This window comes from Noviherbaspirillum cavernae (assembly GCF_003590875.1).
GTDB lineage: Bacteria > Pseudomonadota > Gammaproteobacteria > Burkholderiales > Burkholderiaceae_D > Noviherbaspirillum > Noviherbaspirillum cavernae.
The window spans coordinates 1302962-1320534 of the sequence record NZ_QYUN01000002.1 but is presented as its reverse complement, the minus strand read 5'-3'; the positions used below and the strand labels follow the sequence as shown (position 1 = coordinate 1320534).

16 protein-coding genes, 1 tRNA gene and 1 pseudogene are annotated in these 17573 nt (G+C 59.1%); 8 read left to right on the top strand and 10 right to left on the bottom strand.

Going from position 1 to position 17573, the window contains the following annotated elements:
• Positions 1 to 139: 139 nt before the first annotated feature.
• Positions 140 to 1411 carry a phosphonate metabolism protein/1,5-bisphosphokinase (PRPP-forming) PhnN gene (gene phnN, locus D3870_RS06215; RefSeq protein ID WP_119737559.1) on the top strand — a complete coding sequence of 424 codons (1272 nt, stop codon included), beginning with the start codon at positions 140 to 142 and terminating at the stop codon, positions 1409 to 1411.
• A gap of 38 nt (positions 1412 to 1449) precedes the next feature.
• On the opposite strand, the gene D3870_RS06210 is transcribed toward phnN, so the two are convergent.
• Positions 1450 to 1662: a hypothetical protein gene (locus D3870_RS06210; protein ID WP_119741753.1), complete on the bottom strand. Its 213-nt coding sequence runs from the start codon at positions 1660 to 1662 to the stop codon at positions 1450 to 1452.
• A 253-nt stretch (positions 1663 to 1915) separates the two neighbouring features.
• Here D3870_RS06210 and D3870_RS06205 point away from each other — a divergent pair, with 253 nt between their 5' ends.
• A complete protein-coding gene (locus D3870_RS06205) occupies positions 1916 to 2140 on the top strand; it encodes a hypothetical protein (RefSeq protein WP_119737557.1) in 225 nt (74 codons plus the stop codon).
• Between the two features lie 106 nt (positions 2141 to 2246).
• On the opposite strand, the gene D3870_RS06200 is transcribed toward D3870_RS06205, so the two are convergent.
• A tRNA-Ser gene (locus D3870_RS06200) sits at positions 2247 to 2336 on the bottom strand.
• Positions 2337 to 2431: 95 nt separating this feature from the next.
• Between D3870_RS06200 and D3870_RS06195 the strand changes: the two are divergent.
• Positions 2432 to 2635, top strand: a pseudogene (locus D3870_RS06195) (diguanylate cyclase); the annotation flags it as partial.
• Positions 2636 to 2661: 26 nt separating this feature from the next.
• On the opposite strand, the gene serS reads toward D3870_RS06195, so the two are convergent.
• The 4 genes from serS to D3870_RS06175 all read right to left on the bottom strand — a co-directional run bounded on the left by serS (position 2662) and on the right by D3870_RS06175 (position 8470).
• A complete protein-coding gene (gene serS / locus D3870_RS06190) occupies positions 2662 to 3957 on the bottom strand; it encodes a serine--tRNA ligase (RefSeq protein WP_119737555.1) in 1296 nt (431 codons plus the stop codon).
• Positions 3958 to 4084: 127 nt separating this feature from the next.
• Positions 4085 to 5380, bottom strand: coding sequence for a replication-associated recombination protein A (locus tag D3870_RS06185; protein ID WP_119737553.1), 1296 nt, complete (start codon positions 5378 to 5380; stop codon positions 4085 to 4087).
• 69 nt (positions 5381 to 5449) lie between these two features.
• On the bottom strand, positions 5450 to 6076 hold the full coding sequence (gene lolA / locus D3870_RS06180; RefSeq protein WP_119741751.1) for an outer membrane lipoprotein chaperone LolA: 627 nt from the start codon (positions 6074 to 6076) through the stop codon (positions 5450 to 5452).
• A 57-nt stretch (positions 6077 to 6133) separates the two neighbouring features.
• Positions 6134 to 8470 carry a DNA translocase FtsK gene (locus tag D3870_RS06175; RefSeq protein WP_119741749.1) on the bottom strand — a complete coding sequence of 779 codons (2337 nt, stop codon included), beginning with the start codon at positions 8468 to 8470 and terminating at the stop codon, positions 6134 to 6136.
• Between the two features lie 251 nt (positions 8471 to 8721).
• On the opposite strand from D3870_RS06175, the gene trxB reads away from it, so the two are divergent.
• From trxB to D3870_RS06160, 3 genes are all read left to right on the top strand, one after another.
• Complete coding sequence (gene trxB, locus D3870_RS06170; protein WP_119741747.1) at positions 8722 to 9678, top strand: thioredoxin-disulfide reductase; 957 nt, start codon at positions 8722 to 8724, stop codon at positions 9676 to 9678.
• Positions 9679 to 9759: 81 nt separating this feature from the next.
• Positions 9760 to 10398 carry a Smr/MutS family protein gene (locus D3870_RS06165; RefSeq protein WP_119737552.1) on the top strand — a complete coding sequence of 213 codons (639 nt, stop codon included), beginning with the start codon at positions 9760 to 9762 and terminating at the stop codon, positions 10396 to 10398.
• A gap of 75 nt (positions 10399 to 10473) precedes the next feature.
• Positions 10474 to 11076 carry a trimeric intracellular cation channel family protein gene (locus D3870_RS06160; RefSeq protein WP_119737550.1) on the top strand — a complete coding sequence of 201 codons (603 nt, stop codon included), beginning with the start codon at positions 10474 to 10476 and terminating at the stop codon, positions 11074 to 11076.
• Positions 11077 to 11187: 111 nt separating this feature from the next.
• Here the strand turns inward: D3870_RS06160 and D3870_RS06155 are convergent, their stop codons facing one another.
• Together D3870_RS06155 and D3870_RS06150 are read right to left on the bottom strand one after the other, a co-directional pair.
• Positions 11188 to 11526 carry a P-II family nitrogen regulator gene (locus tag D3870_RS06155; protein ID WP_119737549.1) on the bottom strand — a complete coding sequence of 113 codons (339 nt, stop codon included), beginning with the start codon at positions 11524 to 11526 and terminating at the stop codon, positions 11188 to 11190.
• Positions 11527 to 11557: 31 nt separating this feature from the next.
• Positions 11558 to 13171 (bottom strand): NAD+ synthase, encoded by a 1614-nt coding sequence (locus tag D3870_RS06150; protein WP_119737547.1) that lies wholly within the window; start codon positions 13169 to 13171, stop codon positions 11558 to 11560.
• A 41-nt stretch (positions 13172 to 13212) separates the two neighbouring features.
• On the opposite strand from D3870_RS06150, the gene D3870_RS06145 reads away from it, so the two are divergent.
• Together D3870_RS06145 and D3870_RS06140 are read left to right on the top strand one after the other, a co-directional pair.
• On the top strand, positions 13213 to 14367 hold the full coding sequence (locus D3870_RS06145; protein ID WP_119737545.1) for a GNAT family N-acetyltransferase: 1155 nt from the start codon (positions 13213 to 13215) through the stop codon (positions 14365 to 14367).
• A 109-nt stretch (positions 14368 to 14476) separates the two neighbouring features.
• Positions 14477 to 15517: a serine/threonine protein kinase gene (locus D3870_RS06140; protein ID WP_119737543.1), complete on the top strand. Its 1041-nt coding sequence runs from the start codon at positions 14477 to 14479 to the stop codon at positions 15515 to 15517.
• Positions 15518 to 15625: 108 nt separating this feature from the next.
• Here D3870_RS06140 and ppa read toward each other — a convergent pair whose 3' ends face one another.
• Both ppa and D3870_RS06130 read right to left on the bottom strand, forming a co-directional pair.
• A complete protein-coding gene (gene ppa / locus D3870_RS06135; protein WP_119737542.1) occupies positions 15626 to 16165 on the bottom strand; it encodes an inorganic diphosphatase in 540 nt (179 codons plus the stop codon).
• A 197-nt stretch (positions 16166 to 16362) separates the two neighbouring features.
• Positions 16363 to 17559 carry a heme biosynthesis protein HemY gene (locus D3870_RS06130; protein ID WP_119737540.1) on the bottom strand — a complete coding sequence of 399 codons (1197 nt, stop codon included), beginning with the start codon at positions 17557 to 17559 and terminating at the stop codon, positions 16363 to 16365.
• Between the last annotated feature and the right edge of the window lie 14 nt (positions 17560 to 17573).

The following is a 17573-nucleotide window of genomic DNA, read 5'->3' as shown; positions in this document are numbered from 1 at the left end:
TTTATGTAGCGAATTTCTAACTCAGGACACCAGGATTTAACCAGGATCAACACGCGCAGTGCTGCGCCAGTGTTTTAAATCAACAAGCGCCCGCCCTGCGCCGATAGGATGAGGATTCGATTCGTCCCTCGACACGGGCATGGCACGCTACGCACTCTACTTTGCTCCTCCGCCGGATTCCCCCTGGTCGGCCGCCGGCTGCCGCTGGCTGGGACGGAATGCTGCGACGGGCGAGACAGGCATGCGGCACCAGCCATCGAGCATTGCGCCCCCCTTGCTGGCCCGGATCACCACCGAAGCCAGACGCTACGGTTTTCACGCGACGCTGAAAGCGCCGTTCCATCTCGCGGCGGGTTTTTCCGAATCGCACCTGCTGACGATGGCGGCGGCTTTCGCCCGGCTGCAGCGGCCCGTGCCGCTGTTGGGCATGCATGTTTCACCCGTCAGAGGATTTCTCGCGCTCTGCCCGTCTGGACCGCAGCATGACATCGAAGCACTGGCGATGCGCTGCGTAAGCTACTTCGACATCCTGCGCGCCCCGCCCGCCGCCAGAGAGCTCGAGAGATACACATCCCGCCCGCTGACCGCGCGGCAGAGCACGCTTCTGCTGCAGTGGGGCTATCCATACACGGACGATGAGTTCCGCTTTCACATGACGCTGACCGATGCCCTGCGCGGCGTGAACGCCGACGTGGTGCATGCGCTCACCAGGGAAGCCAACGTCTGCTTTGCCGCCGCGATGGCGGCGACACCGCTGATGATCGATGCGCTCAGCATTTTTCGAGAGGAACGTCCCGGCGCGCCGTTGACGATCTGGCAGCGCTTTCCGTTCAACGCATCGCGCCGCAATTCTTCGCTCCCCGCAGCCGGACGCCTGTTCTATCTGGTCGGACCGTCCGGCGTGGGCAAGGATACGGTGGTGCAATGGGTGAAGGACCATGTGCCGCCACACGCAGGCATCGTGTTCGCGCGCCGGACCGTCACACGCCCCCGGCACGGTACCGAAATGCATGATCCGACCGACACGGAAAATTTCTGGCAGCTTGAAAAAGCCGGCCACTTTGCGATGATGTGGCAGGCCAACGGCCTGTGCTATGGAATCCGGCGCGGCATTGAAGCCGACCTGAAGGCCGGGCGCGACGTGGTCGTGGTCGGATCGCGAGAATACGTGCCGCAATTGCGGCAATCGTTTCCGGATGCACTGGTCGTCTGGATCGGCGCCGACACGGACGCGATCCGCCAGCGCATCGAAACACGGCATCGCGAAAGCGGCGAGGCGCTGTCCGGCCGGCTCGAGCGACTGGACCAATTCGACGAAATCCGGGAGCAGTCAGTCATCCATCTCGACAACAGCGGCCTGCCGGAAATTGCCGGCCGACATCTGCTCGACGTCCTGCTTCAACCGCGATAACAGCACCGCATACTTGCAAAGGCGCAATTCGCGCAATCCTAATTTGCCAGCAGCCGATGCGCAAGCGCCTTCGCTTCTTCCAGCGCTTCCGCAGGCGTGTCGGATACCACCTGCACCGTATGCTGCGACTGCTTGCTGGACGAACCGTGGTTGCGCGTGATCAGCACCACGCCCTGAAATTTCCCATCCTCCAATTCCAGTATGTCCACCTCCGCGACCTGCTCGCCTTTGGTGTACCTCACCGCAGCCATGCTTGCCTCCTGTCCAATGTTCCCATCCGGATTGAGATATGACTGCATGCCGTGCCTGACGTTCGACGACATGCCGTCGTGACAAGTCCAATCCAGCACGCATGGATGGAACAAATTGGCCCTTCCCAGCCACGTATCGATAACAACGGCAACGCAGGCGGAACAGAATTTCAAAACCACTGTATTTCCATACAGTAATTATGCTAAAGTACCCCTGCTGCAATACCAATCAATAATCAGAAAGGACTCGGCCATGGCACATTTGAATAACACCTTCGGCACACGATTTGGTTTGGAATACGCGCCCACATCATTCCTGATCCGCCTGGGCAAGCGCGAAATCTTCGTCTGCCAGGACTTCCGCAAACGTTATTACCATGTCAACCCGATCATTGATTGCAGCACAGGAGTCGAGCCGGGGCACCTTGAAATCCTGCTGTTGCGCAAATGGCTCGTGATCCTGTCCAAAGCCAGGTAAATACCGATATACCAACGGAGCATCGGGCGTGAAGCCCATCCGAAATTGACGTCGCAAACCCTGCAGACGTGAAAAAAGCCGCATTGCGCGGCTTTTTTCTTGCTTCTGGCGGAGAGGGAGGGATTCGAACCCTCGGTACGCTTACACGTACGCCTGATTTCGAGTCAGGTACATTCGACCACTCTGCCACCTCTCCTGATTCGGTCGATTGCGGCACCGACGTGCCGCAAAGCACGAGATTATAGCAGAGTATTTTTGAGTCGGGAATCCGAGTCGAACAATGGCATCTGCGATGACCGGCGCGGCAAGAAAGTGTTCCAGACATTGATCAGCCTTTCGCTCGGCGTGGTGAAGATCGAACCTGGACAGTATGCCTCGCATCACCAGATTGCGGCGGCTGCGGCAGAGGCAAAGCGGCAGGCGAAAAAAATCCCCGGCAACAGCCTGTTCATCGAACAGCGCCAGGGATTGTCTACATACAGGAACGAGGGTTGAACCGGACCGGGGCCCTCGAACCGACTTCAGCCTTGCGGCGTCAGGCGCGTCAAGCCGCCCATGTATGGCCGCAGGACCTCAGGAATCTCGACGTTGCCATCGGCCTGCTGGTAATTTTCCAGAATCGCCACCAGCGTGCGGCCGACCGCAAGGCCGGAGCCGTTCAGAGTGTGGGCCAGCTCCGGTTTGCCTTGGGCATTACGGAAGCGTGCCTGCATGCGGCGCGCCTGGAAAGCCTCGCAGTTGGACACCGAGGAGATTTCCCGATAGGTGTTCTGCGCCGGCAACCATACTTCGAGGTCATAGGTCTTGGCTGCGCCGAAGCCCATGTCGCCGGTGCACAGCGTGATGACGCGATATGGCAGACCGAGCTTCTTGAGGATGTTTTCCGCGTGGCCGGCCATTTCCTCCAGCGCTTCGTAGGACTTTTCGGGAGAAACGATCTGCACCATCTCGACCTTATCGAACTGATGCTGGCGGATCATGCCGCGCGTGTCGCGACCGTAGCTGCCTGCTTCGGAGCGGAAGCATGGCGTATGCGCGGTCAACTTGATTGGCAACGCATCAGCTGCAACGATCTCGTCACGCACGGTGTTGGTCAGCGGTACTTCCGAGGTTGGGATCAGATAAAGCGCTTCGCCCTCGCCTTCCTGCCCACCCTTCTTGACCGCGAACAGGTCCGCCTCGAACTTCGGCAACTGGCCTGTGCCGTGCAACGAATCGGCGTTGACGATGTAGGGCGTATAGCACTCCGTGTAGCCGTGCTCGGCGGTATGCGTATCGAGCATGAACTGCGCCAGTGCGCGATGCAGGCGTGCAATGCCGCCCTTCATCAGCGCGAAGCGAGAGCCGGTCAGCTTTGCCGCGACGTCGAAATCGAGGCCGAGCGCAGCGCCGACATCCACATGATCCTTCACTTCGAAATCAAAGCTGCGCGGCGTGCCGACCTTGCGCACTTCCACATTGGCGGCTTCGTCCTGACCAACGGGCACCGATTCGTGCGGCAGATTGGGAATCGCAAGCATGAACTCGCTCAACTTCGCCTGCACCACGTCCAGCCGCTCGGCGGAGGATTTCAGCTCATCGCCGATGCCGGCCACTTCCGCCATCACCGCCGACGTATCCTCGCCCTTGCCCTTCAACATGCCGATCTGCTTGGATAGCGTGTTGCGCTTGCCTTGCAATTCCTCGGTGCGCGTCTGGATCTGCTTGCGCTCGGCTTCGAGTGCATTGAATGTGGCGACATCAAGCTGGAACTTGCGCGCGGCCAGACGGGCGGCGACCGTGTCGATGTCTTTGCGGAGAAGTTGAATGTCGATCATGGGGAGTGCGGGGTTCTGATTGTCTGATTGCGAAAGCGCCATTGTACCAAGCGGTGCATTCGCTCTTGCAGCGTGGAGCAAGCCTTATTGAAAAGACATGTCTCTTTCCGCGCGGCACGCGAGGCTGTTACTTTTTGCTGTTTTTCAACGCGTCCTCGTCCAGCGATCTCAGATACGCCAGCTTGTCTGCAATTTTCGTTTCGAGCCCGCGCGGCACAGGCTGATACCAGTTCGGCTCGCGCATCCCGTCCGGAAGATAGGTTTCGCCTGCCGCATAGGCATTCGGTTCGTCATGCGCGTAACGGTAGAGCTTGCCGTAACCCAGTTCCTTCATCAGCCGGGTCGGCGCGTTGCGCAAATGCTCGGGCACCGGACGAGACTTGTCCTTGGCGACAAATGCGCGGGCCGCGTTGTAGGCGTTGTAGACGGCGTTGGATTTGGCCGCACAGGCGAGATACACCACGGCCTCTGCCAGCGCCAGCTCGCCTTCCGGCGAACCAAGGCGTTCATAGGTTTCCGTCGCGTCCAGCGCAAGCCGTAGCGCGCGCGGGTCGGCCAGACCGATATCCTCGGCCGCCATGCGGATGATGCGGCGTGCAAGGTAGCGCGGGTCGGCGCCACCATCGAGCATGCGCACGAACCAGTACAGCGAGGCATCCGGATTGGAACCGCGCACGGATTTGTGAAGCGCGGAAATCTGGTCGTAGAAGGCATCGCCGCCCTTGTCGAAGCGGCGCAGGTTTTCGGACAATGCCGCAGCCAGCAGATTCTCATCCACCTCTTCCAGCTCGCTGGTCGCGGCGGCACGTGCAACGATCTCCAGATTGTTCAGCAGCTTGCGGCCATCGCCATCCGCGCTGGCGATCAGCGTGGCTTTCGCGTCGTCGGTGAAGGAAAGTCCATCGAGTTCCTCGATGCAGGCGCGATCGACCAGCATGTCGAGGTCCTCGTCCGACAGCGACTTCAGCACATATACCGCGGCCCGCGACAGCAACGCGCCGTTGACTTCGAACGAGGGATTCTCGGTCGTCGCACCGATGAAGGTGAACAAGCCGCTCTCCACATGCGGCAGGAAGGCATCCTGCTGGCTCTTGTTGAAGCGATGCACCTCATCGACAAACAGGATGGTGCGGCGGCCGGAATTGGCACGCACCAATTGCGCCCGCTCGACCGCCTCGCGGATGTCCTTGACGCCGGACAGCACGGCGGACAAGGCGATGAATTCGGCATTGAAGCTGTCGGCCATGAGGCGCGCCAGCGTGGTCTTGCCAACGCCGGGCGGACCCCAAAGAATCATTGAATGCGGCTCGCCCGATTCGAAGGCGACGCGCAATGGCTTGCCGGGGCCGAGCAGATGCTGCTGGCCGAGCACGTCATCCAGCGATTGTGGTCGGAGCCTTTCGGCGAGGGGGATGGCGTTCATGTCATAGGGCGGGTCAAGACCCGCCTATCTTGGAATCAAGGAACAAGGCGGGTCTTGACCCGCCCTACTCTATTGCTGGAAGACGTCTGCGCCTTTCGGCACGACAAACTTGAACTGTTCCGCCGGCATCTGCGGATTCTTTTCGAACTTGCTGAAGGTCAGCAGCGACACCTGGCCGAACGAATCGCGCAGTTCCATCGCGTGCGGCACGCCATCCTTCAGGCCAATGCCGATCTGATCGAAGTTCGTGTCCTTCGCTTTCGGCGTGGCCTGCAACCATTCCAGGCCGTCCTTCGTACCCGCTTCCTTCAGCGTGAAATTCTTTTCAAGCTCGTTGCTGCCGAACAGGATGGCCGCCGGCGACGAACCGAGCGCATTACCGAGTTTTTTGACCGTGACCTGGTTCAGGTCCTTGTCGTAGATGTAGAGCTTTTCTCCATCGGCTTGCAGCAATTGTTCGTATGGCTTCTGGTAAGTCCAGATGAACTTCCCCGGACGCGCGAACATGAAGGTGCCGGAGGACGCATTCGACAGCTTTGCCGCCCCCTTGTTTGCCTCGTCCATCTTGACCTGACGCTGCGTGAATTCGCCCTTGGCTGTTTTAGTGGTGGCGACAAAGGATTTGAACTGATCCAAGGCCGAAGCCTGCGCAAGAACAGGCAATGTCACGACAACGATTGCCAGGAGTTTTGCCAGTGTGTGTTGTCGAACCCAACGAAAATGACCCTTGCAAGCTTGATCCAAAGTGTTTCCCTATTCTGTATTTCCGGCCGGCACAAGAATTTCCCTGTTGCCGTTGGATTGCATTGTGGATACGAGGCCGCTTTGCTCCATCTGTTCCAGCAAGCGGGCCGCGCGATTGTAGCCGATGCGCAAATGCCGCTGCACCAGCGAGATCGAGGCGCGCCGATTCTTCAGCACGACGGCGACCGCCTGATCGTACATGGGATCGGCTTCGCCGCTGCCCGCGCCTTCACCGCCTCCCACTGCACCATCCGCGCCCTCCTCGGCCACGCCACCTTCTAGGATTCCCTCAATGTAATTCGGTTCCCCTTGCGCCTTGAGGTGTTCGACCACGCGATGCACCTCGTCATCCGACACAAACGCGCCATGCACGCGAATCGGCAGGCCGGTACCGGGGGGCATGTACAGCATGTCGCCCATGCCGAGCAGCGCTTCCGCGCCCATCTGATCGAGAATCGTGCGCGAATCGATCTTGCTGCTGACCTGGAAGGCGATACGTGTCGGGATGTTGGCCTTGATCAGGCCGGTGATGACATCGACCGACGGCCGCTGCGTCGCGAGAATCAGGTGAATGCCGGCGGCACGCGCCTTCTGCGCAATGCGCGCAATCAGCTCCTCCACCTTCTTGCCCACCACCATCATCAGGTCCGCCAATTCGTCGATGATGATCACGATGGTCGGCAGTTTCTCCAGCGGCTCCGGCGCGTCGGGCGTCAGGCTGAACGGATTCGGAATCTTGTGTTCATTTTTCTCCGCTTCCGCAATCTTGCTGTTGTAGCCGGCAAGGTTGCGCACGCCGAGCTTGGACATCAGTTTGTAACGGCGCTCCATCTCGGCCACTGCCCAGTTGAGCGCGTGCCCTGCCTGACGCATATCGGTGACGACCGGCGCGAGCAGATGCGGAATGCCTTCATAGACCGACATTTCCAGCATCTTCGGGTCGATCAGGATCATGCGCACGAAGTTCGGATCGGATTTGTACAGCAGCGACAGGATGGTCGCGTTGATGCCCACCGATTTGCCGGAGCCGGTCGTACCCGCAACCAGCAAGTGTGGCATCTTCGCCAAGTCGGCCACCACCGGATGACCCGCGATGTCCTTGCCGAGCGCGACGGTCAGGCTGGATGCGCTGTCGTTGTAGACCTTTGAACCGAGAATCTCTGTCAGGCGCACGATCTGCCGTTTCGGATTCGGCAATTCCAGTCCCATGTAATTCTTGCCGGGGATCGTCTCGACCACGCGAATCGAGGTCAGCGACAACGAACGCGCAAGGTCGCGCGCGAGATTGACGATCTGGCTGCCTTTCACGCCGGTCGCCGGTTCGATCTCGTAGCGCGTGATCACCGGACCCGGATACGCCGCGATCACCTTGACCTCGATGCCGAAGTCCGACAATTTCTTCTCGATCAGGCGGCTGGTGAATTCGAGCGTTTCGACGCTGACCGTTTCCTGCGCTGCGGGCGGATCGTCCAGCAAGGACAGCGGCGGCAGATTGGTATCGGGCAGGTCGGCAAACAGCGATACCTGCTTTTCCTTTTCGACGCGCTCGGATTTCGGCACCGAGACAACTTGCGGCTCGATGCGGATCGGCGGCGCCTCGACGATCTTCGCCCGCTCCTGCACCACCACCTCTTCGCGCTTGACTGCCGCGACGTGCCCCACTTTGCGATCCTCGCGCGCGGCGTACAGAGTCTGCAGGCGGCCGATCACGCTCTCAATCGCCGCACCGATACGCTCGGCCACCGCCAGCCACGACACGTGGAAAAACAGACTGAAGCCGATACCGAAGATCAACAACAGAAACAGGGTCGCGCCGGTAAAACCGAAGGCGCTTTGCGCCGCACGTCCGATCACTTCGCCCAGCACGCCGCCCGGCGCGCGCGGCAACTGCGCTTTCAACGTGTACATGCGCAGATACTCGATCGCGACACTGCCTGTCATCAGCAGCGCAAAGCCGATGCCTCGAATCCATACCTCATGGTGATGCACCGGCTCCGGTTCTTTTTGCAGCAGGAATCGCTGCGACAAGCGGCGATAGCCGGCCCATACTGACCGCAGCAGCATCACGCACCACCACCATGCAGAGAAGCCGAAAATGAACAGCGTCAGATCCGCCAGCCAGGCACCGATGCGGCCGCCCCAGTTATTGAGTTCCGGGATCACATTCGCCTGCGACCAGCCAGGATCGGCCTTTGAATATGTCAAAAAGATAAGGATCAGATAGGTGCTGACGACCGCAAGCACGAGCCAGCGCGCTTCGGACAACAGGCGCACCAATCGACCGGGCAACGGCTGTGCCTCCTGCGGATTGGTATTGCGGGTATAGGCTTGAGCGGTTCTTGTCATAAATGCAGGTGTCGTTGCGTCAGCGGCGAGGCTGTTGTCGGTCATTACCGGCCCCGCATTGCCCGAGAGGCTGACCGTGCTCGCGTGGCAGGTTCGTCTATAATCTTAACCAGTTTTTGAGGAGCAATACCGATTAAATCGGGATGCGGTTGAAATTTCGCGCAACAGCGATATATGCAACGCATGAAAAACGGTTTTCCCTCTTTGCCTATCCCCTGCCGCTCACCAAATTCATTGCCAATCCTATTCCCATGACTACCCCCAAACACGCAAAAGTACTGATTCTCGGCTCCGGTCCCGCCGGTTACAGCGCAGCTGTTTACGCCGCCCGCGCCAACCTGAATCCGGTCCTGATCACCGGTGTCGAGCAAGGCGGCCAGCTCATGACGACAACCGATGTCGAGAACTGGCCAGGCGATCCACTCGGCGTGCAAGGACCGGAACTGATGCAACGTCTCTTGCAGCACGCGGAACGCTTCAACACGGAAATCGTTTTCGACCACATCCATACCGCGAAACTCTCGGAAAAACCGATGCGCCTGATCGGCGACGCCGGCGAGTACACCTGCGACGCGCTGATCATCGCCACCGGCGCCTCCGCGCAATATCTCGGCCTGCCTTCGGAAGAAGAATTCATGGGCAAAGGCGTGTCGGCCTGCGCGACTTGCGACGGCTTTTTCTATCGCGGCCAGGAAGTGGCGGTCATCGGCGGCGGCAATACCGCTGTCGAGGAGGCGCTCTATCTGTCCAACATCGCGACCAAGGTGACGCTGGTCCACCGTCGCGACAAGTTCCGCGCCGAGCCGATTCTGGTCGATCGCCTGATGGCCAAGGTCGAGGAAGGCAAGATCGAGATCAAGTGGAATCACACGCTGGAAGAAGTCACCGGCGACGCCAGCGGCGTGACGGGCATCCGGATCAAGTCCGCCAAGGATGACAGCATCACCCCGATCACCTTGCACGGCGTGTTCGTGGCAATCGGCCACAAGCCCAACACAGGGATATTCGAAGGCCAGCTTGCGATGCATAACGGTTACATCGACACCAAGAGCGGTCTGGAAGGCTACGCGACATCGACCAGCCTGCCAGGCGTTTTTGCCGCCGGCGACGTGCAGGACCACGTGTACCGGCAGGCGGTCACCAGCGCCGGAACCGGCTGCATGGCAGCGCTCGATGCACAACGCTATCTGGAAACGCTGTCGGAATAATTCGTTCCGCCGCAACAAGCAGCACACCGTTCGCATCGAGCCTTGGATACGAGATGCGAACGGCAACAGGAGACAGCAAGCATGTCTGCCCCCATCAAGGATTTCGCCGCCCTCAAGTCGCTGCAAAGCAAGCTGAAGACACAGGAAGAGGAGCGCAAGGCGAAGGAAGCCGAACGCCTTCGTCGCGAAAAACAGCACAGGCTGGATGCAGACCTGTTCCGCCAAAGTATCGGCAACGTTACGCCAGTTTCATCCTCGCAGCGGGCTCCCGCTCCTGCCTCACGTCCACTTCCAATTGCCCGCCACCGCCTCGCGGATGAGCAAGCCGCCTTGCAGGAATCGCTGTCGGACGAATTCAATGTCGATACCCTGCTTGATACCGACCAGGAATTGAGCTTCTCGCGCCCCGGCATCGGGCCGGAAATTGTGCGCAAGCTGCGGCGCGGTCACTGGGTCGTACAGGGTCAGCTCGACCTGCACGGCATGCGGCGCGAAGAAGCACGGGAAGCACTGGTGGAATTCCTCCGCAACGCCGTCAAGCGCGGCCAGCGCTGCGTGCGCATCATTCACGGCAAGGGACTCGGCTCGATCAACAAGGAGCCCGTCCTCAAAGGGAAGGTGCGCAACTGGCTGGTGCAGAAAGAAGAAGTCATCGCGTTTTGCCAGGCGAGGGCGAACGATGGTGGAGCCGGCGCATTGATTGTTTTGCTAAAAGCCTAAGGGGCTGCGCGCCCGGCTTGCTTTCCCTGCTTGCGCCAGTATCATGGGGACAGGCAACACTCCTGCCCCGGGCGCATGACACTGACCACATTCCTCGAAGTTCTGGCGATTCTTGTCGGCGCCCTGTCGGGCTTTGCGGAAGCGCGCAACAAGCGAATGGATCTGGTCGGTGTCTTCATCGTCGCCTTCATCACTGCCTTCGGCGGCGGCACGCTGCGCGACATCCTGCTCGACAAGCGGCCGCTGTTCTGGGTTCTCCACCAGGAATACGCCATCCTGATCGCCGTACTTTCCCTGATTGCCACTCCGGTGCTCAACGCCTCGCATAAATTCCTGCCTCAGCGCTTGATTGTCATCGCCGATGCACTGGGGCTGGGACTGTTTTCGATCGTCGGAGTTTCGACTGCGCTCGAGGCAGGCATGCCGGTGTTCATCGCGTCGATGATGGGCGTTATCACCGGCATCTTCGGCGGTGTGATGCGCGATGTCATATGCAATGAAGTACCCATGGTACTGCGCGATGGCAGGCCTTATGCGGTCTGCGCCTTTGCCGGATGCTGGATGTATCTGGCGATGCAGTATGTCGGTGTCCCGTCGGATTTTTCGCTGTGGGTCAGCGCATTGAGCATTACCGCGATGCGGCTCGTCACCTGGGCCGGGGACATTCGCCTCGGCTGAAAACTTCAGGGAAAAACAAAGCCCGGTTCATGCGATGCCGGGCTTTGTCGAAGGAAGATGAGCGCGTCGCACATGCGGCGCTGCTGTTGTTAATGCAATTGTGTGCCGACCTCAAACCGCCTCGGCACCCGTTTCACCGGTGCGAATACGGATCACCTGCTCCACGTCTCGCACGAAAATCTTGCCATCGCCGATCTTGCCGGTGCGCGCAGCCTTGATGATCGCATCCACGGCCTGCTCAACCGCATTGTCGTCCACCACCGCCTCGATCTTCACTTTCGGCAGGAAATCCACGACATACTCCGCGCCGCGATACAGCTCGGTATGGCCCTTCTGGCGTCCGAAGCCTTTCACTTCGGTGACCGTCAGGCCGGTGATGCCGATCTCGCCCAGCCCTTCGCGGACTTCATCGAGCTTGAAGGGTTTGATGATTGCCGTAATCAGTTTCATGAACACTCCTTGGTTTGGATTCTGGTTGATATCACTCGCGGAATTTCGACGTAATCGGATAGCGCCAATCGCGGCCGAACGCGCGATGCGTGACGCGAATGCCGATCGGTGCCTGACGGCGTTTGTATTCGTTGATCTTGATCAGGCGCGTGACGCGCTCCACATCCTCTTGACGATAACCCGCCGCAAGAATCTCGGCAATGCTGCGATTTTCTTCCATGTACATCTGCATGATTGCATCGAGAACCTCGTAAGGCGGCAAGGAATCCTGATCGGTTTGATCTGGCCGCAATTCCGCCGACGGCGCACGCGTCAGGATGCGTTTCGGGATCACGTCGGACAGCGTGTTGCGGTAGTCGCACAGACGGTACACCAGCGTTTTCGCGATGTCCTTGATGACCGCGAAACCGCCGGCCATGTCGCCATACAAGGTGCAATAACCGACCGCCATTTCGCTCTTGTTGCCGGTCGTGAGCACGATGGCGCCATACTTGTTGGAAAGCGCCATCAGCAGCGTGCCGCGTATGCGCGCCTGGATGTTTTCTTCGGTGGTGTCTTCCGACAAGCCCTTGAATTCATCAGCCAGCGTATTGCGGAATGCAGCAAAACATTCCGCAATCGGAATTTCGTCGTAGCGCACGCCGATCCGCTGCACCATGTCGCGCGAATCCAGCCAGGAAATTTCCGCCGTATAGGGCGACGGCATCATCACCGCGCGCACCTTGTCGGCACCCAGCGCATCGACCGCGACCGCCAGCGTCAGCGCGGAATCGACCCCGCCGGACAAACCGATGATCACGCCGGGGAATCCGTTCTTGACGACATAATCATGCACACCAAGCACGAGGGTCTTGTACACCTGCGCTTCAACCGGCAGTTCCGCTGCGATAGCTCCATGCAGCGGCCGCGCGTTTTCGAAGTCGATGAGCTGCAAATCTTCTTCGCAGTGCTTCAGCCTCGCGCAAACCTCGCCCTTCTCATCCAGCACAAACGAATTGCCATCAAAAATCAGTTCATCCTGGCCGCCGACCAGATTTGCATAGACCAGCGACATGCCATGCACCATGACGTTGGCGCGCATGACCTCCTGCCGCAGGTGCTGCTTTCGCATGTGATACGGCGAGCCATTCGGCACCAGCAGGACTTGCGCACCTGCCTTCCTGGCGCGCTCCGGCGCATGTTGCGACCATGTGTCTTCGCAGATGTTGATGCCGAACCTGACGCCCTTCACATCGAACACAAACGGCTCATCAGCAGAGGAAAAATAGCGTTTCTCGTCAAACACGGTGTCGTTAGGCAAGTCGTGCTTGCGGTATGTGCCAAGCATCTTGCCGTCGGCGATGACGGAAGCCGCATTGAAACGTTTCCCTTCCTGCAACACCGGATGGCCGACCACCACATGCACGCCATTCAACGTCGCGAGGTCCGCAGTCAGCGCATCGAACGCCTCTGCGGTTTTTGCGTAAAATGCTTCACGCAGCAACAAGTCCTCCGGCGGATAGCCGGTAAGCGACAGTTCCGGCGTCAATACGATGTCGGCGCCCTCGGCGGCAGCGCGGCGTGCAAATTCGACGATTTTTGCGCGGTTGCCGGCGAGATCTCCTACGGTGCTGTTGATTTGCGCGATGGCGACTTTGACTGTCATGATGAAGTGCGAACCGAATCTGTTTGATGCATTGATAACCTGTGAATTATCGCACGCGAATCGTTCCCTCTTTGTCTGAAATCGGACAGGCCGCCTGGGATGGACTGCTTCAGGCACAGGCCGACGGCAACCCTTTTCTTTCGTTTGCATTTTTGCATGCATTGCACGAATCCGGCTCGGCCTCGTCGAAGACCGGATGGCAGCCGCAATTCCTCACTCTGTGGCGCGGCGATTGGCTCGAAGCCGCGCTTCCGCTGTATGTGAAAAGCCATTCCTACGGCGAATATGTATTTGATTGGGCCTGGGCCGATGCATATCAGCGAAACGGTCTGGACTATTATCCGAAGCTGCTTTCCGCAATTCCGTTCACGCCCGTCACCGGCAGCCGCCTTCTGGCGCGCGACGCACCGGCGCAGACCGCGCTGATCAATGCAATGCGCACATTGCAGGTAGGTAACGACGTATCGTCGGCGCATGTTCTTTATGCGCCCGAAGCACAGGCACAGGCGTTGCGCGATGCAGGCTTCATGCTCCGCACCGGCGTGCAGTTCCACTGGCTCAATCCGGGCTACCAGAATTTTGAAGAATTCCTCGCCACCCTGGAGCAAAAGAAACGGAAGAATATCCGGGCGGAGCGGCGCAAGGTCAGCGATGCCGGCGTCACGTTTCGCCATGTGACCGGTGAGCAGGCCACGGAGGCGGACTGGCGCTTCTTCAAGCGTTGCTATGACCACACCTATGCGGAACATTATTCGACGCCTTACTTGAATCTGGATTTCTTCCTGCGCATCGGCACCGCGATGCCGCAGCACGTATTGCTTGTCGTCGCCGAACAAGATGGCAAGCCGGTCGCTTCTTCATTGCTGATCCACGACCGCCACACGCTGTATGGGCGCTACTGGGGCGCTGTCAGGCATGTACCTTGTCTGCATTTCGAAACAGCCTACTATCAGCCGATCGAATTCTGCATCGCGCAAGGCATACGCTGCTTTGAAGGCGGCGCCCAGGGAGAACACAAGATGGCGCGCGGCTTCCTGCCGCAGAAAACCTGGTCCGCTCATTGGCTCGCTCATCCCGCCTTCGCCGACGCGATCGAACGCTTTCTGCGGCAGGAAAAAGATGGCATCGATTCGTATATCGGCGAACTGAACGACCGCAATCCGTTCAAGGCCGCACAGGCCGGTTTTCAGTCTTGAGCGGGCCGGAACACTGCGGCATTTCCACAGTTAAAACTTTATCAATCAAAGGTTGGCTGTTTTATAATGTTCTGACAGCAACAAGCCGCAAGGGCTTCCTTTTCGCGTCATGACATTTGAAGCCTCCCCCCCTCTCGCCTCAGTCACTCCATCTGTCAACAGAATCGGACGTTTTCACATCACGCGCGAACTGGGACGCGGATCTGCCGGCTGCGTCTATTTCGCACATGACCCTGTCGTCGGACGCGACATTGCGCTCAAGACTTTCAACCCGCGCCTGACGCCGGTGGAAAAGAACAAATACGAGCAACAATTCATCAACGAGGCCAGAGCAGCCGGTCGCCTGTCGCATCCGCATATCGTCACCATCTACGACGCATCCAGCGAAAACGGGACGACCTATATCGCGATGGAATACCTGCAGGGCCGCGAACTGAACAAGATGCTGGATGGCGGGCACCGCTTCACGCCACACGAGGTCGCATCGATCGCCTGGAAAGTCGCCGATGCCCTGGATCACGCGCACAAGAACGAGGTCATTCATCGCGACGTCAAGCCGGCCAATATCTTCATGGTGAATGATGACCATCCCAAGCTGGTTGATTTCGGCATCGCGCGCTCGCCCAACCGCGTTGCTGCGCGACTCGTCAACGATGATCAGCCCTACACCTTGTTCCGCAACAATCTGCTGGGCACACCGAATTACATGTCTCCCGAGCAAGCCTGCGGCAAGCCGGTCGATGCACGCACCGACATCTATTCGCTCGGTGCCGTGATGTATGAAATGCTGGTCGGCCGCAAACCATTCGCGACAAAGGACGCGGACCTGCTGTTGCAGCAGGTCGCGCACAAGGCGCCTCGCGCGCCCCGCGAGATCGATCCGCAGATTCCCGTGATCCTGTCGCAGATCGTGATGAAGGCGATGAGCAAGCGTCCCGAAAAGCGTTATGCGACTGCGGAACAGATGGCGCTGGATATCAAGCGTTACCTTGTGCGCGAAAGGCGCGCGCGCCGACGCATGCAATTGCCGCTTGCCGGCCTCGACAAAAATGAGGAGGGAAGCCATCCGTTGGAGCGGAGCCGCCTGTTCTGGCTCGGCTGCACGGCGGTAGCGCTTGCCGTTGCCATCGTGGCGATGCGCCTTTTATGACGGCCCGCGAATAACGGCCCGTTACGCCGAAGACAAGAAGAAAAAAAGCGCGCCTTTCGGCGCGCTTTTCACCTGCACATCAGCGGCAAGTCGATTGACGCCTGCGGCTCACTCACCCTGCTGCTTCTTGTATGCCGCAACACCGGCGAGGATTTCCTTTCTCGCCTCGTCCGGGCCATGCCAGCCTTCCACCTTGACCCATTTGCCTTTTTCAAGATCCTTGTAATGCTCGAAGAAGTGCTGGATCTGGTTCAGGCGCAGTTCGTTCAGGTCTTCCGGTTTTTGCCAGTGCGTATAGATCGGCAGAATCTTGTCTACCGGCACCGCCAGCAGTTTCGCATCCTCGCCGGCTTCGTCAGTCATCTTCAACACGCCAATCGGGCGGCAGCGCACGACAACGCCGGGAAACAACGGAAACGGCGTCACAACCAGCACATCAACCGGATCACCATCATCGGACAGCGTGTTCGGAATGTAGCCGTAGTTGCACGGATAGTGCATCGCCGTGCCCATGAAGCGGTCAACAAAAATCGCGCCTGTTTCCTTGTCAACTTCATACTTGATCGGATCCGCATTCATCGGGATTTCGATGATGACGTTGAAATCGTTCGGCAAATCGCGCCCGGCAGGAACATTGTTCAGACTCATGTTGCTCTCTCAGTGGTAAGGGAAATTTCAGATCGGCAGATTATATCGGCTTTCCAAGCCATCTTGTGCGCCGCAGCACGCGTTCCAGCCGCGTTTACTCATGGCAACGATGCATTTCAGCACTCCGCGTCACCCATGGAAAAGCTGCTCAAAGAAGGCATTGACGAGAGAATGAAACGACCATTGACCGGCCCGAATCAGAGCATGGTCGCCAGCGCGCACTGGCGATAATGCAATGCGGCCTGTTCCGGCTGATTCAAGGCTTCATGCAATTGCGCCAGCTTCAAATGCGCCTGACGCACAGTCTCGGCATCGGTTGCGTCGGACAACGCCTGCTCCAGATGACGCTGGGCCTTGCCCCAGAGCTTTTGCTTGAGGCAGAACGTTCCGAGCGTCAGTTCCAGTTCAGCATCGGTCGGCCGTTTTGCCAACCATTCCTCGCAGCGCTCGATCTGCGCCAGCAATGCAGGCGAACCTTCGGGAGCAGACGAGTCGCCGTAGACGCGCACCAGGCGCTCATCCCATTCGATGGCAAGCGCCTTCTCGATCACATTGCGGGCTTCGTCATGCAACCCTCTTGAATTGAATGCCCCCGCCGCCAGCACCGCAACGAAAGGCTGCACCCTGTCTTCTGCGGGAATCGTTGACCATACGCGGCGAATCGACTCGGCATCGTGCGCGCGATCGGACAGCAAGTCGCGATATGCCAGTTCGCGCAGCTTGCGCGACAAGGCCGGATGAATCGCATTACGCTTGTCGAGCAGGCGCACCAGGCGCAATACCTCCGGCCAGTTTTCCGCCCGCTGATTGGCCTTCAGCGCCAGGCGCAGCGCATGGATATGCCGCGTGCCGCTGCCCTGCAATTCATTCACTGCTTCCAGCGCCGCTTCCGGCTGGCGCTCATCGGTGAGCAATTCGATGGTGGTCATCAAGCGTGCAGTCTTCAATGCGCTTTCCTCGCCAACCCTGGTCAGCCAGCCGTCCCGGCGATCCGGTTGTCCGAGTCTGTGCGCGGCACGCGCGGCGATCAAGGCGGACAATCCGGCGTTGTCCGGACTGTCCGCAGCACGGGTGGCGGCTTTCTCGGCATGGCCGAAGCGGCCTTCAAACAAGGCCTTCAGCGCATCGCGCATCGCCCGGTTGCCTTCGCGCTCGCGTTTTGCGTTGCGATATGCCGCGACCCGCTGTGGCATGCGTTGCGCATCGCGGATCGTGTTGAGAATGACGTACATCAGCACGAACAACAGGACGAGCAGAACGAGAAAAAGATTGAGCGACAGGTCAACCCGATACGGCGCGTAAAACAGCACGACATTGCCGTGATTGAAACGGGCTCCCACGGCGACACCGATTGCGGCGGCGAGCAGGATCAGTAGCGAAATGAATATGCGCATATTGGCTACGGCTA

Excerpts from the sequence above, each read along its gene's own strand:
- phnN (WP_119737559.1), top strand. The coding sequence starts at position 140 with ATGGCACGCTACGCACTCTACTTTGCTCCTCCGCCGGATTCCCCCTGG.
- D3870_RS06210 (WP_119741753.1), bottom strand. The coding sequence starts at position 1,662 with ATGGCTGCGGTGAGGTACACCAAAGGCGAGCAGGTCGCGGAGGTGGAC.
- D3870_RS06205 (WP_119737557.1), top strand. The coding sequence starts at position 1,916 with ATGGCACATTTGAATAACACCTTCGGCACACGATTTGGTTTGGAATAC.
- serS (WP_119737555.1), bottom strand. The coding sequence starts at position 3,957 with ATGATCGACATTCAACTTCTCCGCAAAGACATCGACACGGTCGCCGCC.
- D3870_RS06185 (WP_119737553.1), bottom strand. The coding sequence starts at position 5,380 with ATGAACGCCATCCCCCTCGCCGAAAGGCTCCGACCACAATCGCTGGAT.
- D3870_RS06175 (WP_119741749.1), bottom strand. The coding sequence starts at position 8,470 with ATGACAAGAACCGCTCAAGCCTATACCCGCAATACCAATCCGCAGGAG.
- trxB (WP_119741747.1), top strand. The coding sequence starts at position 8,722 with ATGACTACCCCCAAACACGCAAAAGTACTGATTCTCGGCTCCGGTCCC.
- D3870_RS06165 (WP_119737552.1), top strand. The coding sequence starts at position 9,760 with ATGTCTGCCCCCATCAAGGATTTCGCCGCCCTCAAGTCGCTGCAAAGC.
- D3870_RS06160 (WP_119737550.1), top strand. The coding sequence starts at position 10,474 with ATGACACTGACCACATTCCTCGAAGTTCTGGCGATTCTTGTCGGCGCC.
- D3870_RS06155 (WP_119737549.1), bottom strand. The coding sequence starts at position 11,526 with ATGAAACTGATTACGGCAATCATCAAACCCTTCAAGCTCGATGAAGTC.
- D3870_RS06150 (WP_119737547.1), bottom strand. The coding sequence starts at position 13,171 with ATGACAGTCAAAGTCGCCATCGCGCAAATCAACAGCACCGTAGGAGAT.
- D3870_RS06140 (WP_119737543.1), top strand. The coding sequence starts at position 14,477 with ATGACATTTGAAGCCTCCCCCCCTCTCGCCTCAGTCACTCCATCTGTC.
- ppa (WP_119737542.1), bottom strand. The coding sequence starts at position 16,165 with ATGAGTCTGAACAATGTTCCTGCCGGGCGCGATTTGCCGAACGATTTC.
- D3870_RS06130 (WP_119737540.1), bottom strand. The coding sequence starts at position 17,559 with ATGCGCATATTCATTTCGCTACTGATCCTGCTCGCCGCCGCAATCGGT.